21 protein-coding genes and 1 pseudogene are annotated in these 19,879 nt (G+C 26.3%); 10 read left to right on the forward strand and 12 right to left on the reverse strand.

What is annotated here, in order from left to right:
* Positions 1-7 precede the first annotated feature (7 nt).
* From L8W40_RS01050 to L8W40_RS01060, 3 genes are read left to right on the forward strand one after another with little or no spacing between them, the layout of a single operon-like run.
* Positions 8-358 (forward strand): hypothetical protein, encoded by a 351-nt coding sequence (locus L8W40_RS01050; protein WP_115645616.1) that lies wholly within the window; start codon positions 8-10, stop codon positions 356-358.
* 2 nt (positions 359-360) lie between these two features.
* Positions 361-1,521, forward strand: coding sequence for a PD-(D/E)XK nuclease family protein (locus L8W40_RS01055; RefSeq protein ID WP_263664457.1), 1,161 nt, complete (start codon positions 361-363; stop codon positions 1,519-1,521).
* Positions 1,508-1,840: a hypothetical protein gene (locus L8W40_RS01060; protein ID WP_263664458.1), complete on the forward strand. Its 333-nt coding sequence runs from the start codon at positions 1,508-1,510 to the stop codon at positions 1,838-1,840. Before L8W40_RS01055 ends, L8W40_RS01060 begins: the two co-directional genes overlap by 14 nt.
* 303 nt (positions 1,841-2,143) lie before the next feature.
* Here L8W40_RS01060 and L8W40_RS01065 read toward each other — a convergent pair whose 3' ends face one another.
* The 4 genes from L8W40_RS01065 to L8W40_RS01080 all read right to left on the reverse strand — a co-directional run bounded on the left by L8W40_RS01065 (position 2,144) and on the right by L8W40_RS01080 (position 5,419).
* The gene (locus L8W40_RS01065) at positions 2,144-2,956 is read right to left on the reverse strand and encodes a WG repeat-containing protein (protein ID WP_318529474.1); all 813 of its coding nucleotides are present in this window, start codon (positions 2,954-2,956) and stop codon (positions 2,144-2,146) included.
* On the reverse strand, positions 2,932-3,102 hold the full coding sequence (locus tag L8W40_RS01070) for a hypothetical protein (RefSeq protein WP_158336224.1): 171 nt from the start codon (positions 3,100-3,102) through the stop codon (positions 2,932-2,934). Before L8W40_RS01070 ends, L8W40_RS01065 begins: the two co-directional genes overlap by 25 nt.
* 129 nt (positions 3,103-3,231) lie before the next feature.
* Positions 3,232-4,710, reverse strand: a complete 1,479-nt coding sequence (locus tag L8W40_RS01075) for a DUF2779 domain-containing protein (RefSeq protein WP_263664459.1) — start codon at positions 4,708-4,710, stop codon at positions 3,232-3,234.
* A 79-nt stretch (positions 4,711-4,789) separates the two neighbouring features.
* On the reverse strand, positions 4,790-5,419 hold the full coding sequence (locus L8W40_RS01080; protein WP_263664460.1) for a hypothetical protein: 630 nt from the start codon (positions 5,417-5,419) through the stop codon (positions 4,790-4,792).
* Positions 5,420-5,614: 195 nt separating this feature from the next.
* Here L8W40_RS01080 and L8W40_RS01085 point away from each other — a divergent pair, with 195 nt between their 5' ends.
* Together L8W40_RS01085 and L8W40_RS01090 are read left to right on the forward strand one after the other, a co-directional pair.
* A complete protein-coding gene (locus tag L8W40_RS01085) occupies positions 5,615-7,483 on the forward strand; it encodes an McrB family protein (protein WP_263664461.1) in 1,869 nt (622 codons plus the stop codon).
* Positions 7,467-8,804 (forward strand): McrC family protein, encoded by a 1,338-nt coding sequence (locus L8W40_RS01090; RefSeq protein WP_263664462.1) that lies wholly within the window; start codon positions 7,467-7,469, stop codon positions 8,802-8,804. Before L8W40_RS01085 ends, L8W40_RS01090 begins: the two co-directional genes overlap by 17 nt.
* On the opposite strand, the gene L8W40_RS01095 is transcribed toward L8W40_RS01090, so the two are convergent.
* From L8W40_RS01095 to L8W40_RS01120, 6 genes are all read right to left on the reverse strand, one after another.
* Positions 8,801-9,487, reverse strand: coding sequence for a hypothetical protein (locus L8W40_RS01095; RefSeq protein ID WP_263664463.1), 687 nt, complete (start codon positions 9,485-9,487; stop codon positions 8,801-8,803). The two genes, L8W40_RS01090 and L8W40_RS01095, sit on opposite strands and share 4 nt — an antisense overlap.
* 13 nt (positions 9,488-9,500) lie before the next feature.
* Complete coding sequence (locus L8W40_RS01100) at positions 9,501-10,760, reverse strand: ATP-binding protein (RefSeq protein WP_263664464.1); 1,260 nt, start codon at positions 10,758-10,760, stop codon at positions 9,501-9,503.
* On the reverse strand, positions 10,741-11,424 hold the full coding sequence (locus L8W40_RS01105; RefSeq protein WP_263664465.1) for a hypothetical protein: 684 nt from the start codon (positions 11,422-11,424) through the stop codon (positions 10,741-10,743). Before L8W40_RS01105 ends, L8W40_RS01100 begins: the two co-directional genes overlap by 20 nt.
* 62 nt (positions 11,425-11,486) lie before the next feature.
* A complete protein-coding gene (locus L8W40_RS01110; RefSeq protein WP_263664466.1) occupies positions 11,487-12,119 on the reverse strand; it encodes a hypothetical protein in 633 nt (210 codons plus the stop codon).
* Positions 12,120-12,142: 23 nt separating this feature from the next.
* Positions 12,143-12,910 (reverse strand): agmatine deiminase family protein, encoded by a 768-nt coding sequence (locus L8W40_RS01115; RefSeq protein WP_263664467.1) that lies wholly within the window; start codon positions 12,908-12,910, stop codon positions 12,143-12,145.
* On the reverse strand, positions 12,907-13,455 hold the full coding sequence (locus L8W40_RS01120; protein WP_263664468.1) for a hypothetical protein: 549 nt from the start codon (positions 13,453-13,455) through the stop codon (positions 12,907-12,909). Before L8W40_RS01120 ends, L8W40_RS01115 begins: the two co-directional genes overlap by 4 nt.
* Positions 13,456-13,562: 107 nt before the next feature.
* Between L8W40_RS01120 and L8W40_RS01125 the strand changes: the two genes are divergently transcribed.
* A complete protein-coding gene (locus L8W40_RS01125; RefSeq protein WP_263664469.1) occupies positions 13,563-14,972 on the forward strand; it encodes a PD-(D/E)XK nuclease family protein in 1,410 nt (469 codons plus the stop codon).
* A 4-nt stretch (positions 14,973-14,976) separates the two neighbouring features.
* On the opposite strand, the gene L8W40_RS01130 is transcribed toward L8W40_RS01125, so the two are convergent.
* Complete coding sequence (locus L8W40_RS01130) at positions 14,977-15,897, reverse strand: helix-turn-helix transcriptional regulator (RefSeq protein ID WP_263664470.1); 921 nt, start codon at positions 15,895-15,897, stop codon at positions 14,977-14,979.
* Between the two features lie 538 nt (positions 15,898-16,435).
* On the opposite strand from L8W40_RS01130, the pseudogene L8W40_RS01135 reads away from it, so the two are divergent.
* From L8W40_RS01135 to L8W40_RS01150, 4 genes and pseudogenes are all read left to right on the forward strand, one after another.
* A pseudogene (locus L8W40_RS01135) lies at positions 16,436-16,829 on the forward strand (hypothetical protein).
* Positions 16,813-16,965 (forward strand): hypothetical protein, encoded by a 153-nt coding sequence (locus tag L8W40_RS08090; protein WP_263664471.1) that lies wholly within the window; start codon positions 16,813-16,815, stop codon positions 16,963-16,965. The pseudogene L8W40_RS01135 and the gene L8W40_RS08090 overlap by 17 nt, the downstream one beginning before the upstream one ends.
* A 466-nt stretch (positions 16,966-17,431) precedes the next feature.
* Positions 17,432-17,836, forward strand: a complete 405-nt coding sequence (gene traN / locus L8W40_RS01145; RefSeq protein WP_263664477.1) for a conjugal transfer protein TraN — start codon at positions 17,432-17,434, stop codon at positions 17,834-17,836.
* 278 nt (positions 17,837-18,114) lie between these two features.
* Positions 18,115-18,867: a hypothetical protein gene (locus tag L8W40_RS01150; RefSeq protein WP_263664472.1), complete on the forward strand. Its 753-nt coding sequence runs from the start codon at positions 18,115-18,117 to the stop codon at positions 18,865-18,867.
* Between the two features lie 441 nt (positions 18,868-19,308).
* Here the strand turns inward: L8W40_RS01150 and L8W40_RS01155 are convergent, their stop codons facing one another.
* Complete coding sequence (locus L8W40_RS01155; RefSeq protein WP_263664473.1) at positions 19,309-19,530, reverse strand: hypothetical protein; 222 nt, start codon at positions 19,528-19,530, stop codon at positions 19,309-19,311.
* Between the last annotated feature and the right edge of the window lie 349 nt (positions 19,531-19,879).

The raw sequence follows: 19,879 nt of genomic DNA on the forward strand, positions 1-19,879 counted from the left end.
GAAAAATATGCGAGGAAATAATCTTAATGAAATGATAAGAATTTATGATAAATACATGTCTATTTATGGAGATAGTGGTGTGTTTAGACTAGATGATGATGATTTATTGTATGCAAGTGAAATTTTAAATAAAGGAGGATTTTTTTGCTATGATGAGAAAATAGTTGATAGAGAGTATGATTTGATGTGTTATTTTGCTGTGATATTTTTACCTAAAAATGATTTAGCAAAACACGCTATTAAAATTTTAAAAACTTTGGAGAAAAATAGAGTTGGAGAACGCATGAAATTTTGGTTTTGCGATGATGAAAATTACGCTAAAATAAAAATTATTAGTTTATATATGGAAAGGAAATAAATATGGAAAATTTTTTAGAACAATTTATGGAATTTAAGGAAAAAAACAAATCAAACTACAATCCTTTATTAAAGGTTTTGCCTGCTCATGATGAGGTGAATTTGCATAGTGGAATTTTAAAATCTTTACTTAATCCTAGTGAAAATCATAAACAAGGAAGGTTATTTTTAGATTTATTTTTAAAAGAGATAAGATTAAAAGATTGGTTTGGAGAAAGTGGTGATGTAAAAGTCTTAAAAGAATATAAAAATATAGATATTTATATACATAATGGCACCAAACACATTATACTAGAAAATAAAATTTGGGCGAAAGATCAAGACAAGCAAATTTCTAGGTATATAGAGATATTAAATAAAGAAGAAAATGTTTCTTATAAAGATATCAAAAATATTGAAAATATCGCGGTGATTTATCTTACTCCATATGGCGATAGAGATCCTAGTGAGAATAGTTTAAATGGTTGGAATATAGAAAATGTTGAAAATGAATTATTCTTAAAAAGAGGCAACGATAAAGTGTTATATAGACAAATTTCTTATGAGGAAGAAATTTTAACTTGGTTAAAAAAATCTCAAGAAAAGGTTAAAAATTTTTGCAATTTAAACCAAACTATAGAATTTTACAAAGATGCTATAAATAATGTCATAGGCAAAGGTAGTGATATAATAAGCTTTTTGCAAAAGGAAAGTAAAGTTGGTTTTGAACAATTGTTTAAAGATTTAGTTAATAATAAGTCAAAATTATTGCCAAAAATATCAATGTATGAAAGAGATTATATTATCAATAAGTTTTTAGAAGAAACTTGCAAAGAATTTAATGATTTTAGCATTGATAATGGCACAAACTATATTCAATTTATACTCAAACCAAAGAAATTAAGTAATAATGATGTATATTTTGCTTTTGCTTGGTTTGATACTACAAATTCTAAAAATTGGAAAAATTTTGGAATCAGACTTATAGGTGATATATCACAAGGAGATAGAGAAAAAATTCAAGAGAAAATACCTGAATTTAACGGATACACTTTATCTAATTATATAGTTTTTGATGAAAAATCTACAGCAGAAACAATACGAGATTTTATTAAAAAAAATAAAGAAAAAATCAAAGAATTAAATGAAAAATTAAACGGAGTAAAAAACAATGAGCACTCTTGATATTTTGCTAGAAAAATGGAATGATTTTCATAAAAACTTATGTAGAGAATTTGTTCATCATGAAGTTTTTAATAATCACAATATAATAGAAGCTTTAAAAGAAAGTGAAAATTATCATTGTGAAGTAAAAACCATAGATGAAGAGATAGTGTTAAATCCGCAAGCTAAAATTCATATTTTAAGTTTTAAGCTCAGTGATGATAGAAAACTAAAAATAATCAATCAGTTTTTAAAAAACAATAAATACACAGGATGTTATTATGATGTCTTTTATACAAATGAGGTAAATGTGTATGAGGTTTTAAAAATCGAATTTTAATCCATAGCTTTAAGCTATGGATTAAGCTTTTAAAATTTTTATCATGGTTAAATTTACAGCATTCTAGTAAGGCTTGGCGGAGAGCTTTTTTCATCTATATTTTGCATATCTTCAAAACTTTTCATAGCTTCGCTTTTATTATGGATTAAATTTAAATTTTTATAAGCTTGCTTTATATCAGGATTAAAGCTAGTAAAACTTTTTTATAAGACTTTTTTGCATTTTATAATAATCTTTATTTTTAAAAGGCTCCATAAGAACTTTGATATTTTTTTCTATATTTAACAAATGCTCGCAAACATTTTAAATCATATTTAGGTTTTTTAGTTTTAATTCTTCGCCTTTTTTAAGTAAAAATAAATTCGTATCAAGTTTTAGTATCTCATCATACTCAATCTCAATAACAATTTCTTCATTTTTATTTATCAAACCCCATTTTTCACCAAGCTTAACTTCAGCTAAGCCATCTTTAAACCCCAAAGCATTATCATATTTTGCTTCTATAGCTAAATTTCCTTTTTTATCTATAAATCCCCATTCTCCATTAAGCTCAACATTAGCTAAACCTTCATGAAAGCTATTGATATAATCATATTTTGCCTCTATAACTAAATTTCCTTTTTTATCTACAAAACCCCATTTTCCATTAAGTTTGACTTTTACTAATTCTTCTTTATGATAACTAATTTCATCATATTCGGTATTTATGATTATCTCCCCTTTTTCATCTATAAAACCATAGCCACATTTTCCAATAATCTTAACTATAGCTAAACCTTCACTAAATTTTCCAACATAATCATACTTTGTTTCTATAACTAAATTTCCTTGCTTATCTACAAATCCATATTTTCCATTAAGCTCAACTCTGCCTAAACCTTCTCTAAAATTATGAATATAATCATACTTTGCTTCTATAACCAAATTTCCTTGCTTGTCTATAAAGCCATATTTTCCATTAAGTTTAACTATAGCTAAACCTTCTCTAAAATCATTAATATCATCATACTTTGCTTCTATAACTAAATTTCCTTTTTTGTCTATAAAGCCATATTTTGTTTTTGTGCTACAAAATCCATATAAATCATCATTTAAGTGATAAATCTTGCCAGAGATTTTTTTAGTATATTTCCATTGATGTCAAATAAGATCGAATCTTCTTCAAAACTTGCATAATACATTTCATCTTTTTTTATAACACCACAATTTATTATTTTTTTATTAGCAAGATTTTTATCTAGTTTTAAAAGTGTTGTTTTCACATGTTTTCCTTTTTTGATTGATATAATATTTTATTATAATGTATTTTTATAGACTACTGCTGTCTAGTTTGATGATTTTTGCTTAGAGATTGATATAAAAACTCTAAGCAGTGGCTTTTAATATAGTTATTATTTTACAAGCTCTTCTAAATGTTTTAAAATTTTTACCATGGCTAAAGTATCAAGTTTGCAGTATTCTAGCAAGGCTTGGCGGCAAGCTTTTCTTTTGTTTTCATCCATATTTTGCATAGTTTCAAAACTTTTCATAGCTTCGCTTCCATTCTGGATTAAACCTAAATTTTTATAAGCTTGCTCCATATCAGGGATTAGAGCTGGTAAAACTTTTTTTATAGAATAACTCCCTTGCATTTTATAATGATAATAATCTTTATTTTTAAAAGGTATCATAAGATCTTCGATATTTTTTTCTATATTTAACAAATGCTCGCTAAATTCAGGAAAAATAAGTGCTAAATTTCTTATCACACCTTTTTCAAAACTAGCATTATAAGCTAGCACGCAAGCATCTTTTGGTATATCGTTGATCAAATTTTTTGCAAGCTCATATCTTGGATCTATCCCGCACTCGCTTAAAAATTCTTTATGTTCTAACTTGTTTTTATAGTCTATATGCAAAGAGTATTGAAAAGGTATTTGCATATAAGGTTTTACGCCTTTAAATTCAGGCACAGCTTGCATAAAAGTTTCAAAATCTAAATGATATATAGGATAAGTTAAAGTGTTTAAAAATTCTTTAATATTTTCTTTGTTTATGCGAATTTCTTTATTAAGTGAAGCTTTGATTTGGATTTGTTGATTTTCATTAAAGATAGATAGATCTTTTATATCTTTAAAATTGATTATATTTTTTTGATAGAGTTCAAATTTTTTATTTGCATTAAGCCTTGAAATGTTAAAAACATTCTCGTTTTCACATAAATTTCTTTGTTTAACCCAACAATACTCATATCCATCGCACTCATAAGGATCAAAACAATGTGTTCCTATGTCTATATTTGGCTCTTCATTTTTACTTAAAATTTCTTCAAAGTATTTTAAATTTTTTCTAACTTCTTCTTGGTTTTGGATAACTTTATCTGTGATGTCATTGAACTTAAAAAGTTGATTTATATCAAGAAAATCACCTCTATAGTATTCATTGTTTAAATGTATCAGGTTAACTTGTTTGATTTTATAATTTAAATTTGATAAAACATAATACTGCAAAGCACAATCATCTATATAAACATCTTTTAAAGATGTAGAGCTTTTTACTTCATTTATGATCAAACCATCTTTAGTATTTTGTAAAATATCTATCATGATCAAAATACCATCATAGCAAAAAGTAGCTTCGTAAATTACCTCTTGGTTATTTTCTAATAATTTCTTAGTTTGTTCGTATTTTTCATCAAAAGAACTGTCTTCAAACTCTATCTTTACTCCATTTGGAAAAAGCTCACAAGCTAGCTCGCCTACTTTGTTACCAGTTTTAAATTTATCTGAAGTATTCTCTGGGGTACTTAGTACTTCATCTTTGTAAGTTTTTAGCCATAAAGACTTAGCACATTGTGTGCCTCTTGTGTATCTTGATTTTGAAAAAAACATTATTTACCTTTTTTTGTTGTTTTATTTGAATTTTAGTCTATTTTTTTAAAATAGGCTAGAGTATTATTTCTTCAAAGGTTTATCTCACATTAGAGCATAAATTAGTCCGCTTGAAAAAAACAAAGCGTGCTAACGCATTTTGTTTTTCTTCTCTTCTTTGCGCTACGGTTTTAAGATTGCTTTTTCTCAAAACTGCAAAAATACTAAGTCCATACCATAATCCTAATGTTATTTTTAAAGGTAGTATTAAAATCATTAGTAATGGATTGTTACGATTATCTCTTAGTGTTGTGTATGCTATATATAATACAACGCATGCCCATATAAAAGCAATGACACCCATAATCATTAGCGCAGTATCTCTTTCTATTCGCATTAGAAATAATGTCATAAAGATTATAAAGGCTAAAGGCAATACAGCAAATAATCCAACACACAAGCTAAGATCTATTGTATTTCTATATATAACTACCTTGCCTTTTAATCCATAATACACAAGCACTGCAGCTATGATGATATATATTAAGATAGCTATGGTGATGATTATTGTATTGGTATAATCTTCTTGAGCTATTTTTGTGCTTGTATTGTTATCTATGGTTTTTTCTATTGTTATATCTTGTTGTGCTGTTGTATAATTTACTTCAGCATTAGTAAAAGTAAAGCATATACACATTAATATGCTTAAAATTAAAAATAGTTTTTTCATTTTATTCCTTTGTTTTTGATTTGTTATTTTAAATTTGATTTTTATTTTTTAACACCTCCATGACTTGATATTTTTATTTTACAATTGTAATTTATTTTAGTGGACTGTGTTTGTCTATTTTAAATTTTTTATTTTGGTATAATTAACAATGCAAAAATTAAGTTATAATTATAAAAATCAAAACTAAGGAAAACTATGAGTGATTTAAAAACTAGTTTAAATGCAATTAAAGATAAAAATTTTGGTTATTTTTTTGATAAAGATAAATGCTATATTTATCATACTAAATTTGGTAGGGAGAGAAAAGAAGAGATTTTAAAAAATGAAGATATTAAAACAAAATTTGAAAAATTAACCAAAAACATTTATAAAGAAAATGGTGATACATTTGGTACATTAAAAAAAGCTTTTAAGGAATATTTACAATATTTTGGTGATAAAGATACTATTCATATTAAATTTTATGAAAATGGAAAATTTTTACGAACAAAAAGCGAAATTGTGAATAAATTTAGCGAAACATTTGGTAAAAAAATAGACAAGATAGATTTCAATCAAGGTAATTTTAAAAAAGGTATTTTTGAAAAATGGTGGGACAAAAGTATAAATAGTGCTAGAATGCAAGGTAATGCTACAAATTTATTAAAAGATGAAACAAAATTAGTTGAGAATCTTAAAACAATAAACAAAGCAGCAAATGATAGTAGCAATTTAACAGAACTATTTGAAAAACTTAAAAAAGTAGAAGGTATGAAAGCTACTGCTAGAGAATTAGCATATTTTTTACAATTTGATAAAGATAAATTTCCACTTGCAAATGATGCTATGATAAATATGGCTAAATATATCTTTGAAATGCTAAATGAAGATTCAAAAAAGAAGCTTGAAGATATAAAAAAAGAGACAACTAAAACTAGAAATGAAGAAATATACTTTAACTTTGTTTTGGATGAACTTAAAATAAATGAAAATTCATATAATCTTCCAAAATACTATATTTTAGATCAATTTTTAAATTTGATTGATAAGATAAAAAAATCTGATTTGGCTTTGATTGCAAAAGAAAAATTAGCTGAAAATGATTTAGATCAAAGTGCGTATTATAAACTTTACAAAGCAGCTTATGATTTTGCAAATTTATGTGGCAAAGCAGATATAAAAAGCAATGATTTAGAAGGCTTTAAAAAGCTTTTAAAAACGCATAAAAACATCATTTTTCATGGAATTCCTGGAACTGGAAAAACCTACACTATAGTAAATAATGTAAAAAATATCATTAAAAATGAAAATCAAATGCTCATTACTCAATTTCACCCAAGTTTTTCTTATGAGGATTTTATAGAAGGTATTAAACCTGCAGGGATTGAAAATGGACAATTAAAACTTGAGCTTAAAAATGGAATTTTTAGAGAATTTTGTGATAAAGCAAAAGAAGAAGAAAAAGGATTTTTGGAAAAACTCGAAAAAGGAAATTTTAATGAAGCTCTAAGTGATCATGGGTATTTTTTCATAGCTGATGAGATTAACCGTGCGGAATTATCTAGGGTTTTTGGAGAATTACTTTATGCGCTTGAGTATAGAGGAGAAAAAGGTAAGATAAAAACACAATATGCCTCTATGAGAGATGATGAGGATTTTTATGTGCCTGAAAATGTATTTTTCTTAGGAACTATGAATGATTTAGATAAAAGTATAGATAGTTTTGACTTAGCGCTTAGAAGACGCTTTATATGGCAAGAAATGGAGTGTGATTATAATGTAATAAGAGATGAAATTTATGCAAATAATATTGAAGAATACACACAAGCTTGTCAAAAATTAAACAAAAAAATTAGTAAAGATATAGGTGAAAAATATCAACTTGGACATTCTTATTTTCTAAAAGTTGAATTTAAAAATGATGAGATTAAAGATAGTGATATGAAAAAACTTTTTAGCAACCGCTTTGAAGCGCTTATAAAAGAGTATTTAAGAAGCGAATATAATGAAAAAGAAATACAAACACACTTGGATAATTTAAAAAAACTTTTTGTTATAGAAAAAAACGATGATAAAAATAAATGATAATAGCTTTATAGAAATAGATCAAAAATCTTCAAGAATACAAGATTTTGATTTGTATTTTGAAGATTTTATAAAAAATGGAAATTTCTTTTCTTTTTTCAATGATGATGAAAAAATTTTAAGCAAAAATACTAAAAATCCTATCATTTCATTACGAACGATTGAAGAAAACAAAAAACAAATCACTAGTGGAAATTATATAGGAAAAATTTCTTATAATGGTTTGGAAGTTGAGATAAATTCCAGGTTTGGCAAGAAGTTTTTAGAAAGAATGCTAAATTATGCTAATGATGTATTTGTTGATGATGTGAGTATTTATCAAGATGTAAAAAAGGAAAGCAATATAAGTGAGTTTATACTTTTTTATATCTTTGTGCAAAAACTTGAAAAAAGTTTTTTGATAGGTTTGCCTAAAAATTATCAAAGTAAAAAATACAACGATTTGCGCTTTAAGGGAAATATCGATATGGTTGAATTTATAAAACACAATATCCCTTTAAAAGCAAAGGTTGCTACAAAAACAAGAGAGCAAATAGAGGATGTGCATATTATTAATGTATTATATAAAGCATTAGAAGTCATAGAAAAGAAAAATTCAGGCTTTTTAAAAAATGTAAAGCATATAAAAACCTATTTAGTGCAAAATAAAAGCGAGCATTGTTTTATAAAAGAAAGTTTAAACAAAGCCTTTTCTAGCAAAGCCTTGAGAAATCAAAACTATCAAAACTACAAAGAGCTTTTAAAATACGCAAAAATGATCATAGAAAGTCAAAATTTCACTAGTAAAAATAAAAATGATCAAAAAAGTTATGGTTTTATCGTTAATATAGCAGAGCTTTTTGAAATTTATATAAGCAAACTTTTAAGAAAAAATTTTGAAGAATATATGGTTGATTCTCCAAAGCTTGAAATTTATAAAAATAGCTTTTATAAACGCTATATAATACCTGATATTGTTTTGTCTAAAGATGATACATACATGGTTTTTGATACTAAATATAAAAGAATGAAAATGGAAGGTAGAAGCCAAAATGGCATGGGAGATTTAGACAGAAATGATTTGTTTCAAATTCATACTTATATGGGGTATTATCAAAAGATAGGCAAGGTGCTTTTAGGTGGACTTTTATATCCTATGCAAGAATTTGAAAAAGAAAAATGCCATAGTGAAAATTCTATCCTTTCAGATGAGTATAAATTTATAATTGATGGAATTTTTCTTGAAGATAGTCAAGATAAAGAAATCACTCTTGAGTATATTACCCAAAAAGAAGCGCAATTTATAGAAAGGATCAAAGAGCTACTAAAACAATCATTTTAGTAGCTTAGTAAAAGAAACCTTCTTTCTATATCCTCGTGAGCGATAGAGTTTATTTCTAGTTTATAGGGTTTAAAATTTTTCGTGCTAATATTAGCAAATAAAATATCCAAACTCACATCTAAAAGTTTTTTTAAACCTTTTGAAAAATCATAATCTTTTAAATAAAAATTATTTCTTATCAAATTTTCATTTTGTTTTATAATTTCTAGCAATTCTTGCTCTTTAATATAAAATAACCCTTCTATAAGCATGTTTTGATAAGGTGAGATGTCGTTGATGTTTAGCATTTTTTTATCTATCCAGCCATTTTTAGGAAAGGCATATGCGCTTGCAAGATGATAGAGTTTGCTTTTTGTGTTTGTTTTTTTTAATTTATAGTGTATTTTTGCATTATGTTTTATAAAATCAACAACATAAAAATGTTTAAAATCCGCATAATTTTGACTTAAAAAATTTTCAAAAGACAAAAGTTTGCTTTGAGTATTTACATCTAAAAAATATCCATTTTCTAAATGATAACTTTGGCTTAGTAGTTGTATATTTTCTGTGTTTTGAATTTGTGTTTGGAAATTAAACTCATCATTGTTTGTTTCATACAATGCTTTAATGTGTTCTTTTGCTTTTATATCATTAAATCCAAACATAAAGCTTTTGTGTAATGTTCCTTGAAGTGTTATGTTCATAGTTTTATCCTTTTTATAAAAATCCCATATTGATTTTTTCATCATCTGATTTGAGTTTTGATTCTTTTTCTAATTTTTCTAAAAACTCATCGGCGTTTTTGATTTTAAAAATTTTATTTTGTCTAAGAATTAGTGCAAAATCGCCCAAACAAATATTTTGAAGCCTTAAGAGTCTTTTTGCAATTTGCTTTTTATCAAAGCTTAAATTTAATTCTTTAGCAAAAAATTCAAAAGCATTTAAAAGTTTTTCTTGCTTTAGTGCTTGAAATTCTATCTTTAGATCAAATCTTCTTATGCTAGCTTTATCAAGGTTTTGTAGGTAGTTTGTAGAAGCTATGAAAATACCTTCAAAATTTTCCATTTGCATAAGCATTTCATTGACTAAGCTTTTTTCCCAGCTTTTATTTGCTTCGTCTCTACTATAAATTAACGCATCGATTTCATCAAGCTGCAAGATAGCATTATCATTAGCAGCTTTTTTGAAAATGTTTGCGATATTTTTTTCATTATTGCCCACAAAAGGATCTAAAATATCGCTAAGTTTATAAGAATGTAAAGTTTTATTTAAAACATTGGCTAGTTCTTTGACAAACTCGCTTTTTCCACTACCTGCTATGCCATAGCTTAAAATTCTCAAACTTGAATTTTTATCGATATTGTTTATTAGTTCTTGTAAATTTAAATCACATTCTATCAAGCTTAAATCGTATTTTTTGTCTTTTTTTGGCATTGAAATGTCCTGAAGTGATCTTGCTTTTAAATTTTCATTGATCAATCTTACAAATACTTCTTGGCTTTTGCCTTTAAAGATCTTAGCATTATTTGCACATTTTAAAATAACCCCTTGAGAAAGTTCAGGATGAGAAGCTATATTTTCTATAATGGCTTCATCTATTTTTATATTTTTCTTATTGAATAACTTTTTTATATTTTGAATTTTCTTTTCTTTAGGCATACTTTCAAGCTCTAAAATCACATCAAAACGCCTCAAATACGCCTCATCCATGTCTTTAGAATTTGATAAAAACACACAAACGCCATTTTCTTCATCTAAGATTTTATTGATTTTTAATTTTTCTTTTAAAGAATCATAGCAAAGGCTATCTTTACACTCATCAAAGACTATTATTTGCTTTTTTGGATTGAGTATCTTTTTAAGTGCGTAAAAATTTGAAATTCTACTTGATTTTTTATCATTTTCACAATCTTTAACGCACAATGCTTCTTTTCCAAGCTCTTTAGCTATGAGTGCGCTAAGCTCGTTTTTGCCCACACCTGCTTTTCCATATATAAAAATATTCCCCTTTTGGCGTTTTTTTTAAAAAAGTAATGATAGTATTTAATTCTTCTTGTATATAGTCAAAATCACTCAAATTTAGTCTAGTTTTAGGTAAAAAATAAGAAAACTCACCCATAAGTGTAGTTTTGCTAATATCTTGAGTGAAAATGCTTTCAAAATTATTTACATCTATACCAAAGGCATCACTATCATAATAGCACAAGGCATCTAGTTTAAAAAGCATAGAATCATCACTTAAGGCTTTATTGACATCTTTTGAAGTGTGGTTGAAAATTTTTTCTATGATTTTTTTGCCTAAAGCAGTGCTATAACCTTGGTGTAAAGCAAATCTACCTTTGTTTGCATAGTAAAAAAATGCAAACACATCACATTCTGCTTGAGTAAAATTTAAGTATTTTTTAAGATAACTTAGATTTTTCTTTAAAAAGCTAGGATAGATAAATTTGGAGTATTGTTTGTAGATAAAACTAGGGATTTTATTATCTTTTTCTAGTATTTCCTCAAATTCGCTGTAAAAATCTTTTTTGATTTGCTTGTTGTTTGAGAGCATTTGTGCGTGTAGTGAGATGACTTTTACATTATGTGAGTAATAATCAAAATCCGCAATGTGAGTAAGAGTAGAAGTATTTGTTTGCATTATAAACCTTTAAACTAAGATATATAATGTAATTATAAACAAAATAACTAGACTTTAGTTGTCTAGTTATGAGAATTATTTGGTGTTTTTTCTAATAATGCACTATAAAATTTTTTGATACTCTCGCTAAAATAATCTTTAAAGTCACTAGTACTTATCATATCGCTTTTTGCATTATTGCAAATACAGCAGGCTAAAACACAATTTTCTTCATTGTAGCCTTTATCTGGATCTAATCTTTCGATTTGCAATTTACCATTGAAGGCACGCTTTTTGGAATTTATAGGTTTGCTATCTCCAAATAAATTATTTAGATCACTTTGTGCTATTTCGCAGTAATAACATTTTTTTTCTTGTTTTTTATACCATGATATAAAATTATCAATTCCGTTGAATGGTTCTTTAATGTTATTTTTATTTTTTAGAGAATTGTATTTACTTCTTAGGTTGCAATCATTTTCAATTTCTTGCATTTTTTGGTAAAGTTTATCGTATTTTTCATTATCAAATTCTCCATACAACTCATTTAACTTAAAAACTATATAGTCTTTAAGTAACTTATGCTTTTTCTTTAGTTCGCTCTTTACTTCTTTTTCATCAAAATTTTTAAGTTCGTTTATCGCTTTATCCCATTCTGATAAAGCACTTTTTAGATAAAGCTCTTCAAATTTTTCTTCTAATGTTTGATTTTCCATTTTAATCCTTTAAATAAATTTAATCATTGTAAAATATTAGCACTAATGCAATGCAAGGCTCCACCTTTTTTGATAATAGGTTTTAGATGTATACCTATGATTTGTTTATTTTTATAGATATTTTGCAAAATGCTTAAAACCCTCTCATCCTCATCTATATCATAAGTTGGCACAAAAATCACCTTATCAAACTCTAAAAAATTTAAATACGCACCCCATTTGTATTTTTGCATAAATTCTTTAGAATAGCTCATTTTTGTAACTTTAAAATTTTTTAAAGCGGTGTTTAATTTCTCAAAAAATTGCACATTTTCTAAAGAAAAATCATTGATTAACACATGATCTTTACTTATAAATCTTACCATACTATCACTATGTGCGTATCTATCATAAGCTAGTCTTGGTAAAAAGACTATGTGTTTTAAATTTAGGCTTTGTTTTAAAGTATGGATAATGCTTTCCTTGCTAAGTGTTGGATTTTGGCTAAAAATTTTCTCACACATAAAGGCAACATCATGTTTTCTTATGAAATTACCTCCATCAAGGATTAAATTTAAGTGATTTTTTAGAGGTTTTATAGTGGTTTTTAAATGCGGATAATTTCTAAGATAATCAGGATCATAAATATAGCTTGTCGCCGTATTTTCATACACTAAAGGCATGAAACCTCTTAACCATATATCATTACTTGGAATTTCTTTAAAAGTGATGTTAAATTTAGTAAAATTTCGCACAAGATTTTGATAAATTCTTTTATGTTTTGATGATAAAAGTGTAGAAATGGCTATCATTCATCGCTCTTTTGCATGCTTAAAACTAACAACTCATCATCATAAATAATGTCATATTGTAAGATATATCCCCAAAGCTTTAATTTGCCTTGTGAATTTTCATAATGCTTTATAGCAAGTTCTTTGAGCTTTTGCATGATTTGCGTTTTATCAAGATAGAGCATATCATTGCTAATAGGAAAATTAAGCACGCGCAAATGAGATAAAAACATCAAAGTATGCAAAGGCTCGCTTTTACGTTTAAAATTTGTTTTTATGATGGCTTTTGTTTCTTGTAATTTTATGTGTTTATCTTTTAATAAAATACTTTGTTCTAAAATTGAATTTAAAATTTCTTTATCTAAGATAAAATCAAATTTTTGTATAAATTCTAAAGAGGAATTTACCATATCATAATGTCCTTTTAAAAGCCATTCTTGTATGCTTTCGCATTTTAAAAACAAAGTTTTTGTTTTAGTAAATTTTTCTACATTGTTATAGCCAAATTTCTTTGCAAGTAAAGTCTCATCGGTGTGAGTTAGGATGTGTTTCATGGTTTGAAGCATTTTTAATCCTTTTTTGAATGATTTGAAAAATCATAGCTAAAAAAGCAGACAATGGTAGTCTATATTTTTGTAGTATAATTGTGAAAATTATTTTAAAGGCATTGTGAATGAAAAATTTTATTGAAGAATTATTAAGTGTTAATGATAAATTTGAAGAAAATACCAAAAAAGGCATGAGTGATATAAATATTTTTGAAGCTTTGGGAGTTGAGTATAAAGAAAATTATCATTCTAAATTTATAGCTTATTTGTTCGATCCGCATGGTGATCATTATCAAGAGTTTTTTGCAAATGAGTTTCTAAAAAAGCTTGGAAGATATACAAAGGCTGGTAAATTTAAAAATCTTACAGCTCATGACATAGAAAGAGTAGAAACAGAAGCTTGTGTAAAAGATAATAGAAGGATCGATATACTTATAAGTTTAAAAGATAAAAGATATATCATCATAGAAAATAAACTTTATGCAAAAGATCAGCCAAATCAACTCAAAGACTACATAAAATACATAAGAGAAAAAGGTAAAAACATAGATGATTTTCATGAAAATATACTTACTATTTATTTGCATAAAAATGAAGAAGCCGAGCCTAGTAAGTATAGCTTAGGCACAAGAAATGGATTTAAAATAAATGATGATCTTATATATGATGGCTATGATAAAAAAATGAGTTATTATTTAAAATTAGATTATAAATGGATAAAAGAGTGGATTAATGCTTGTATAGGTGTGTGTGAGAATAAAGTTAAAAACAATGAAATTGATAAAAAATTTAAAAATGATATGCAAAATGTGATTTTTACTTTAAATCAGTATAAAAACATTTTAGAATGGTATGTAACAGATGAATATGTAGCTAGGGATTATGTATTAAATTTTCTAAAAGAAAGTAAAGAAAATTTAAAAAATACTAAGGCTTTGTATAGATATACTAAAAATAAAAGTGATTTTAAAGATGTGGATAATGATAAATATAAAAAAGCAAAAGAAATAGTAAGAGAGAAATGGGATGAAATTTGTGAAGAATTAGTAAATGATTTTTTTAATGAGCTTGAAAAAGAATTTGAAAAAGAACGAACTATATGTGATGAAAAATGGTTTGGATATAAGCTTGATGAGAAAAGAGTTAATTACGATTGGTTTGATTTTTATCCAAAAATTTATGAAGATGATAATGATGTGTGGCCTAGTGTGGGTGTTTTTTTTGGAAAAGGTGATTATGATAATTTTGGATTGACTTTTAAAATTAATTGTAATGAAGAGGATGAAAAATATAAAGAATTCTTTCAAAACTCAAATATAAGAAATGATAATATCCGCAGAAGTGGTGATCATTATTACTATGATGTATTTGAAAATTTTAACTTTAAAGAAAAATATGCTTTTGCGTATTGGCTAATAAATAATCATGGCAATTGGATGACAGAATTTTCCAAAATTTTAGAAGAGTTTTTAAATAAAGAAACTATAAAAAGCGCTTTAGAAAATATAAACAATGAATTAAAACCAAACAAATAAGCAATCATTTGCTTATTTGATCAAGGTATTCTCCAACTACTTCTTTGACTTTATTTGCTATGAAATCAGGTTCTAAAACCTTTACATAAGGTATGTAATAATACACTAAAGGTAAAATTTCCATTTCATGAGTTATCTCAAGCTCTATTTCTATGGAGCCATCTTTGTCTTTGCCGGTGATGATTTGTGAATTTAGAGGTTTTCTTTCAAAGTATTTTCGCACAGGTTCTTCTACTAAAAGCCTTACCGTAAAAGGCTTATCAAGGCTAAACCATATAGAATTTACTCTTTGAAGTTTTACTTCTAAACTCTCATCGGTTTGAAAATGCTCTTGGGTTAGGGTGATGTTTTGGATATTTTTTAAATAAAATTTTTTGAAAATATCACGTTTTTTCATATCAAAAGCAAGCAAATACCAAAAGCCACTAAAAAAAGCTAGTTTTAAAGGTTTTACTTGGAAAAGTTTATTTTCATATTTAAAGACAATTTGTGTTTTGGTGTTGATGGCTTGTTCAAGAATTTGAAAATTGCTTAAGTCTTTTTCTTCTAGCTTTTCTGCATCTAGGCTAGTATGGATGGGGTTAGAGATATTTTGAGAAAGTTTAGAAAGTAGGGGATGAGCCTTAGCATAAAAGCTGTTTCCAGCACTTTTTGCCATGGTATCAAGCACTTCAAGGATTATTTTTTCATCATCTTGCTCTTGAATGTCTTTGCTTGTATCGATACGCCATTTTCTTCCATTTTTAATAAGCCCTATAGGCTCAAAAACCCCTTGCATATCTCTTTTTATGGTTTTAGCGCTTACATTGAGTTCTTGGGCTAGCTCTTTTATGGTTATGCCATTTTCAGACTTTACTAATTTTTCATATAAAACTTCAAGGCGTGTTAGTTTGGAATTTGCAATGTATTTTTTAAGATCTTTCATGATTTTTCTCTAAATTTTTTTAAAATATTAACAACAATTGCTTTATAAACAAATAAAGTCTAGTTTATAAACGCTGCAAGACTTATAGTTTGGAAATGAAAGTTTATTTAGAAAATAATATTTGAGAGTAAAAGATGATAAATATATAATTATTAGAATACAAAAGGTTGTATTTTACTAGGTTTAACTAAGAGCGATGAAAGTATAGGACAAAGCAGACAAGCTTGTAAAAAATTATATGATTTGCTATATTAACAAGATTTATCAAATATAAAATTAGAAATCACAAATAAATTTTAGAAAGGAGATAAAAATTTAAGTAGGCCAAAGGTGGTATTCTAGCTCCCCTTTTAAAGGGGAAATCAAAGCTAATAAGCCTTGACTATAATTATACAAAGTAGTATAATTATTACTAGAATTTTATGGTTCAATTTAATCACCACCTAACTGAGTGTTGATTAACACCAAAGGTGGCCACCTTTGGTGTTCCACCCTTTGAAATTATACTCAAATCTTACTTAAACTTCTAAAACAAGAAATGATAAATCTTTTATTTAACAATACAAAGCTTTATATTGCTTTAGCCTTAATGCTTATACTTAATGTGTTTTTATATCTTAAGCTAGATAGCACTCAAGCAAAATTAGAAAAAAGTCAAAGTGATTTAAATTTAGCTTTGGGTGTAAATAATGAACTCACAAGGATTACTAGAGAGCTTAAAATAAGACACGAACAAGAGCCTAAAAGCACTCTTTTATGCAAATACTCAAAAAAGTCAAATCAAAGCAAGGGTTGATGATGTTAAAAACTATATATCCAAAAGCAATGAAACTAACACTACTAAGCTTTTTAATACTATGCTTGATAGGCTGTGGGAGCAAAACACAAGTACTAACCAAAATACAAATTCAAAAAGTGCAAATACCAAATGAGCTTTTAGAATTTGATAGAGCGCATAAACCTATAGTGCAAGATGAAAAAGATATATTAAAAGCTTATAGTGAGCTTTTTTATCACTATAAGCAATGTGAGATCAATATGGATAAAATTAATGAGTTAAGTGAGTGATTTTATCTGCTAATTTTTTGAGTTTCACAATATACTACTTTATTTTGGATTTCTAGTATATGCTGTGACAACATATCGTTTATTGAAATTACCATTCCAAAAGCTTAGATAATCTAGCGATAGATTCTAACAATGATAGTTTTAATGATACTTGTAATTCTTCAATACCACCTGCAAACAATTGTGTTAAAAGTAGGAAGGTATGTCCATTTAATGAAGAAAGAGAATGTGTTTTAACAGATAATAAGTATCAATGTTCTCCGTTTCCTTGCATAGAAGGTGCTAGCGATATTGAAGATGATGATACTCAAGTTGGTATTAATGATGAAAATAATAATGGTTGGGAAGATGATGGTTCTTGTGGAGGACAAATTTTTATCTTTAATGGAAAAGATAATAGATGTCGCTCTAAAGACAAATTTTTGGTTTAACTGGGGGTGGTTGCTGTGATAAAGATAAAGTATTTATAGGGCTTGTACCTTGTAAAGAAGATGAAAAAAAGCTAGCAAAACTCAATAAGCAAAATAGATGTGTAGAAGTTGGTGAATATTGCTCTAAAAAAATTAAATTCATAGGTTGTATTCAGCATAAAAAAACACACTGTTGTTTTAATTCAAAATTAGCAAGAATATTTAATGAGCAAGGACGCCCACAAATTAAAAGAGGTTGGGGTTCTCCAAAAAGTCCTGATTGTAGAGGATTTACTCCAGAAGAATTTCAAAAGTTAGATTTTAGTGAAATAGATTTAAGTGATTTTATTGCTGATATTGTTGGAAGTATTGATGTGGATAAAATACAAGCTGATTCTATAAAAATACAAGAAAAGATTGAAAGCAATCTTGAGAATTTAACAAGAAAACCTACTAATTAAAAAGAAAAATAAAACTATAGAAAGGAGATAGAGTTTAGTTAAAAGTTTGTTTGGTACCGCAGGTAGCTCACTCTAGTTGCCCCAAAAAGGGGCTTGGTTAATATATCTTGACTATAAATAGGCAAAGTAGTATAATAACCACTAAAATGAGCTTTACGAACCTCATTGAGTTACCTCCTTTCAGGGGTTTCACAATTTAGCCGTAGGGGGTCAGCCTGCGGCTTAAACCCTTAATATAATTATATCAAACAAACTCTTTAACTTCTTTAATACAATTGATGAAAAGATTTTACATTTTATTCCTTAGTGCTTTAATTTTTGCACCTTCTTTATTATTTGGTGCTACAAATATAGATGATAATCATATTATCTTTACTTGGGGCTATGGTGAAGTAGCAAATGATATTTTACAAGTTATAAAAGATGTTATATCTTTGCTTCAATTAACTAATAAAAGTAAAGAATCTTTTCATATCAATATCTTAATCAATAGTGATACACTTTATAAAAATCCTTTATTGCAATATAATATAAATAGAACAATTTCTAAAGATGAAAATATCATTTATGCTTTAAAAAATACTTCTAGTATAAATCAAGCTTTTAAAAACTTAAAAGAATTACAAGAAGTATTATTAAAAGAAAATATATTTTTAAATTTTATAGACTTAAATAGTAAAGAAAGTCTTTTAAGTTTTTATAATCAAATATTAAGTAATCATCATCTTAAAGATTATTTTTATATAAAAAATAATCAATTTTTTATTAAAGAAGATATAAAAAATAAAATTGTATTTCACAATATCAATTCTTCTTCTATTATAAGTAATTATCTTAGCTTGTTAAATGATTTTAATACTTTAAGCAAGATAGAACTTATAAATATATTAGAAAGTTTAAGTTTATACAATCTTTCAACTTTAATGCAAGATATACAAAAAAGATACTTAAAACTAGAATATAACTTAAAAAGCTTTGATAAAGATAGTATCTTTTTATCTAATATGATTATGAATGTGAGGTTGAAGTAGGTAAATGATAGATTTAGCAGGTGTGATTTGTTAATGAAAATAAAAACTCTTTTTTAATATTTTGAATATAATTTGCCAAAAAAACACTTGGGAGTAAAAAACAAATGGTGCCCGAGGTCGCCATGTAATTTGCTAACCAAACCCCTAAATATCCATACTTTAATGAAATATTTTTTCATTTGCACATACTTTTGCACATACTTTGTATTTTATTGTAAAAATGTGTAAAAAAGTGATATTGTTTTGCTAAATAGGTGATATATTAAATTTTTAGAGTGTGAATTTCAAGGAAAGAATATTGTGTATTTAAATTCTAACAAAGAAAAATACTGCCTAACTAATGAAGAGTAAGTGTTTAAATATATTCAAGAAACAATTTCAAAAATAGAATATTTGCTATTATATGAATTGCTAAAGTAGGTTAAATCTCATTTTAAAGATTTACCCCCCCCCTTTTTTTTTTGATACAACTTTAGCTATTTTTTCAATGGAAAATAATACATAACAAGATACACCCATAGAGTCTATCTTCTTATTTTTTGTTAATCTATCTAGTGTCGGAGTTGATACTCCAAGAATACTTGCGCACTCTTTTTTACTTAAAGTCATTTTTTTATACTTCTCAAACAAAAATTCTTTTGTTTCTAAATAGTTTTCATTCATGCTGATTCTCCTTTTTTTGACAATCAATCATGTGTTTATTATAACACTATTTTTATGCTAGTAAGAATTATTCTATAACTTAATACTCTTATATGCTTTTAAAATCAAATTTATAAAATATACTTAATATACTTAATATAAATCAGTCTAAAACTAAACTTTGTTTATTTTTATAGTATATATACTTAATTTAAATCTTAGCCACCTTTCATCTTCCATTAAACATTCTATATATTATTTTACCTATTACATAATTTATAAAAATACATAAACTATAATTAAATATATTTTTTTAATAAGTAATTTTAAGATTATAACAACTATTATCAAATTTATATAAAAACACTAT

Origin of the sequence: Campylobacter sp. IFREMER_LSEM_CL1846 (genome assembly GCF_025772105.1) — a bacterium.
GTDB classification, from domain to species: Bacteria; Campylobacterota; Campylobacteria; order Campylobacterales; family Campylobacteraceae; genus Campylobacter_D; species Campylobacter_D lari_D.

Excerpts from the sequence above, each read along its gene's own strand:
- L8W40_RS01055 (WP_263664457.1), top strand. The coding sequence starts at position 361 with ATGGAAAATTTTTTAGAACAATTTATGGAATTTAAGGAAAAAAACAAA.
- L8W40_RS01085 (WP_263664461.1), top strand. The coding sequence starts at position 5,615 with ATGAGTGATTTAAAAACTAGTTTAAATGCAATTAAAGATAAAAATTTT.
- L8W40_RS01075 (WP_263664459.1), bottom strand. The coding sequence starts at position 4,710 with ATGTTTTTTTCAAAATCAAGATACACAAGAGGCACACAATGTGCTAAG.
- L8W40_RS01150 (WP_263664472.1), top strand. The coding sequence starts at position 18,115 with ATGAAAAGATTTTACATTTTATTCCTTAGTGCTTTAATTTTTGCACCT.
- L8W40_RS01125 (WP_263664469.1), top strand. The coding sequence starts at position 13,563 with ATGAAAAATTTTATTGAAGAATTATTAAGTGTTAATGATAAATTTGAA.
- L8W40_RS01050 (WP_115645616.1), top strand. The coding sequence starts at position 8 with ATGCGAGGAAATAATCTTAATGAAATGATAAGAATTTATGATAAATAC.
- L8W40_RS01080 (WP_263664460.1), bottom strand. The coding sequence starts at position 5,419 with ATGAAAAAACTATTTTTAATTTTAAGCATATTAATGTGTATATGCTTT.
- L8W40_RS01105 (WP_263664465.1), bottom strand. The coding sequence starts at position 11,424 with ATGCAAACAAATACTTCTACTCTTACTCACATTGCGGATTTTGATTAT.
- L8W40_RS01120 (WP_263664468.1), bottom strand. The coding sequence starts at position 13,455 with ATGCTTCAAACCATGAAACACATCCTAACTCACACCGATGAGACTTTA.
- L8W40_RS01130 (WP_263664470.1), bottom strand. The coding sequence starts at position 15,897 with ATGAAAGATCTTAAAAAATACATTGCAAATTCCAAACTAACACGCCTT.
- L8W40_RS01155 (WP_263664473.1), bottom strand. The coding sequence starts at position 19,530 with ATGAATGAAAACTATTTAGAAACAAAAGAATTTTTGTTTGAGAAGTAT.
- L8W40_RS01115 (WP_263664467.1), bottom strand. The coding sequence starts at position 12,910 with ATGATAGCCATTTCTACACTTTTATCATCAAAACATAAAAGAATTTAT.
- L8W40_RS01095 (WP_263664463.1), bottom strand. The coding sequence starts at position 9,487 with ATGAACATAACACTTCAAGGAACATTACACAAAAGCTTTATGTTTGGA.
- L8W40_RS01060 (WP_263664458.1), top strand. The coding sequence starts at position 1,508 with ATGAGCACTCTTGATATTTTGCTAGAAAAATGGAATGATTTTCATAAA.
- L8W40_RS01090 (WP_263664462.1), top strand. The coding sequence starts at position 7,467 with ATGATAAAAATAAATGATAATAGCTTTATAGAAATAGATCAAAAATCT.
- L8W40_RS01110 (WP_263664466.1), bottom strand. The coding sequence starts at position 12,119 with ATGGAAAATCAAACATTAGAAGAAAAATTTGAAGAGCTTTATCTAAAA.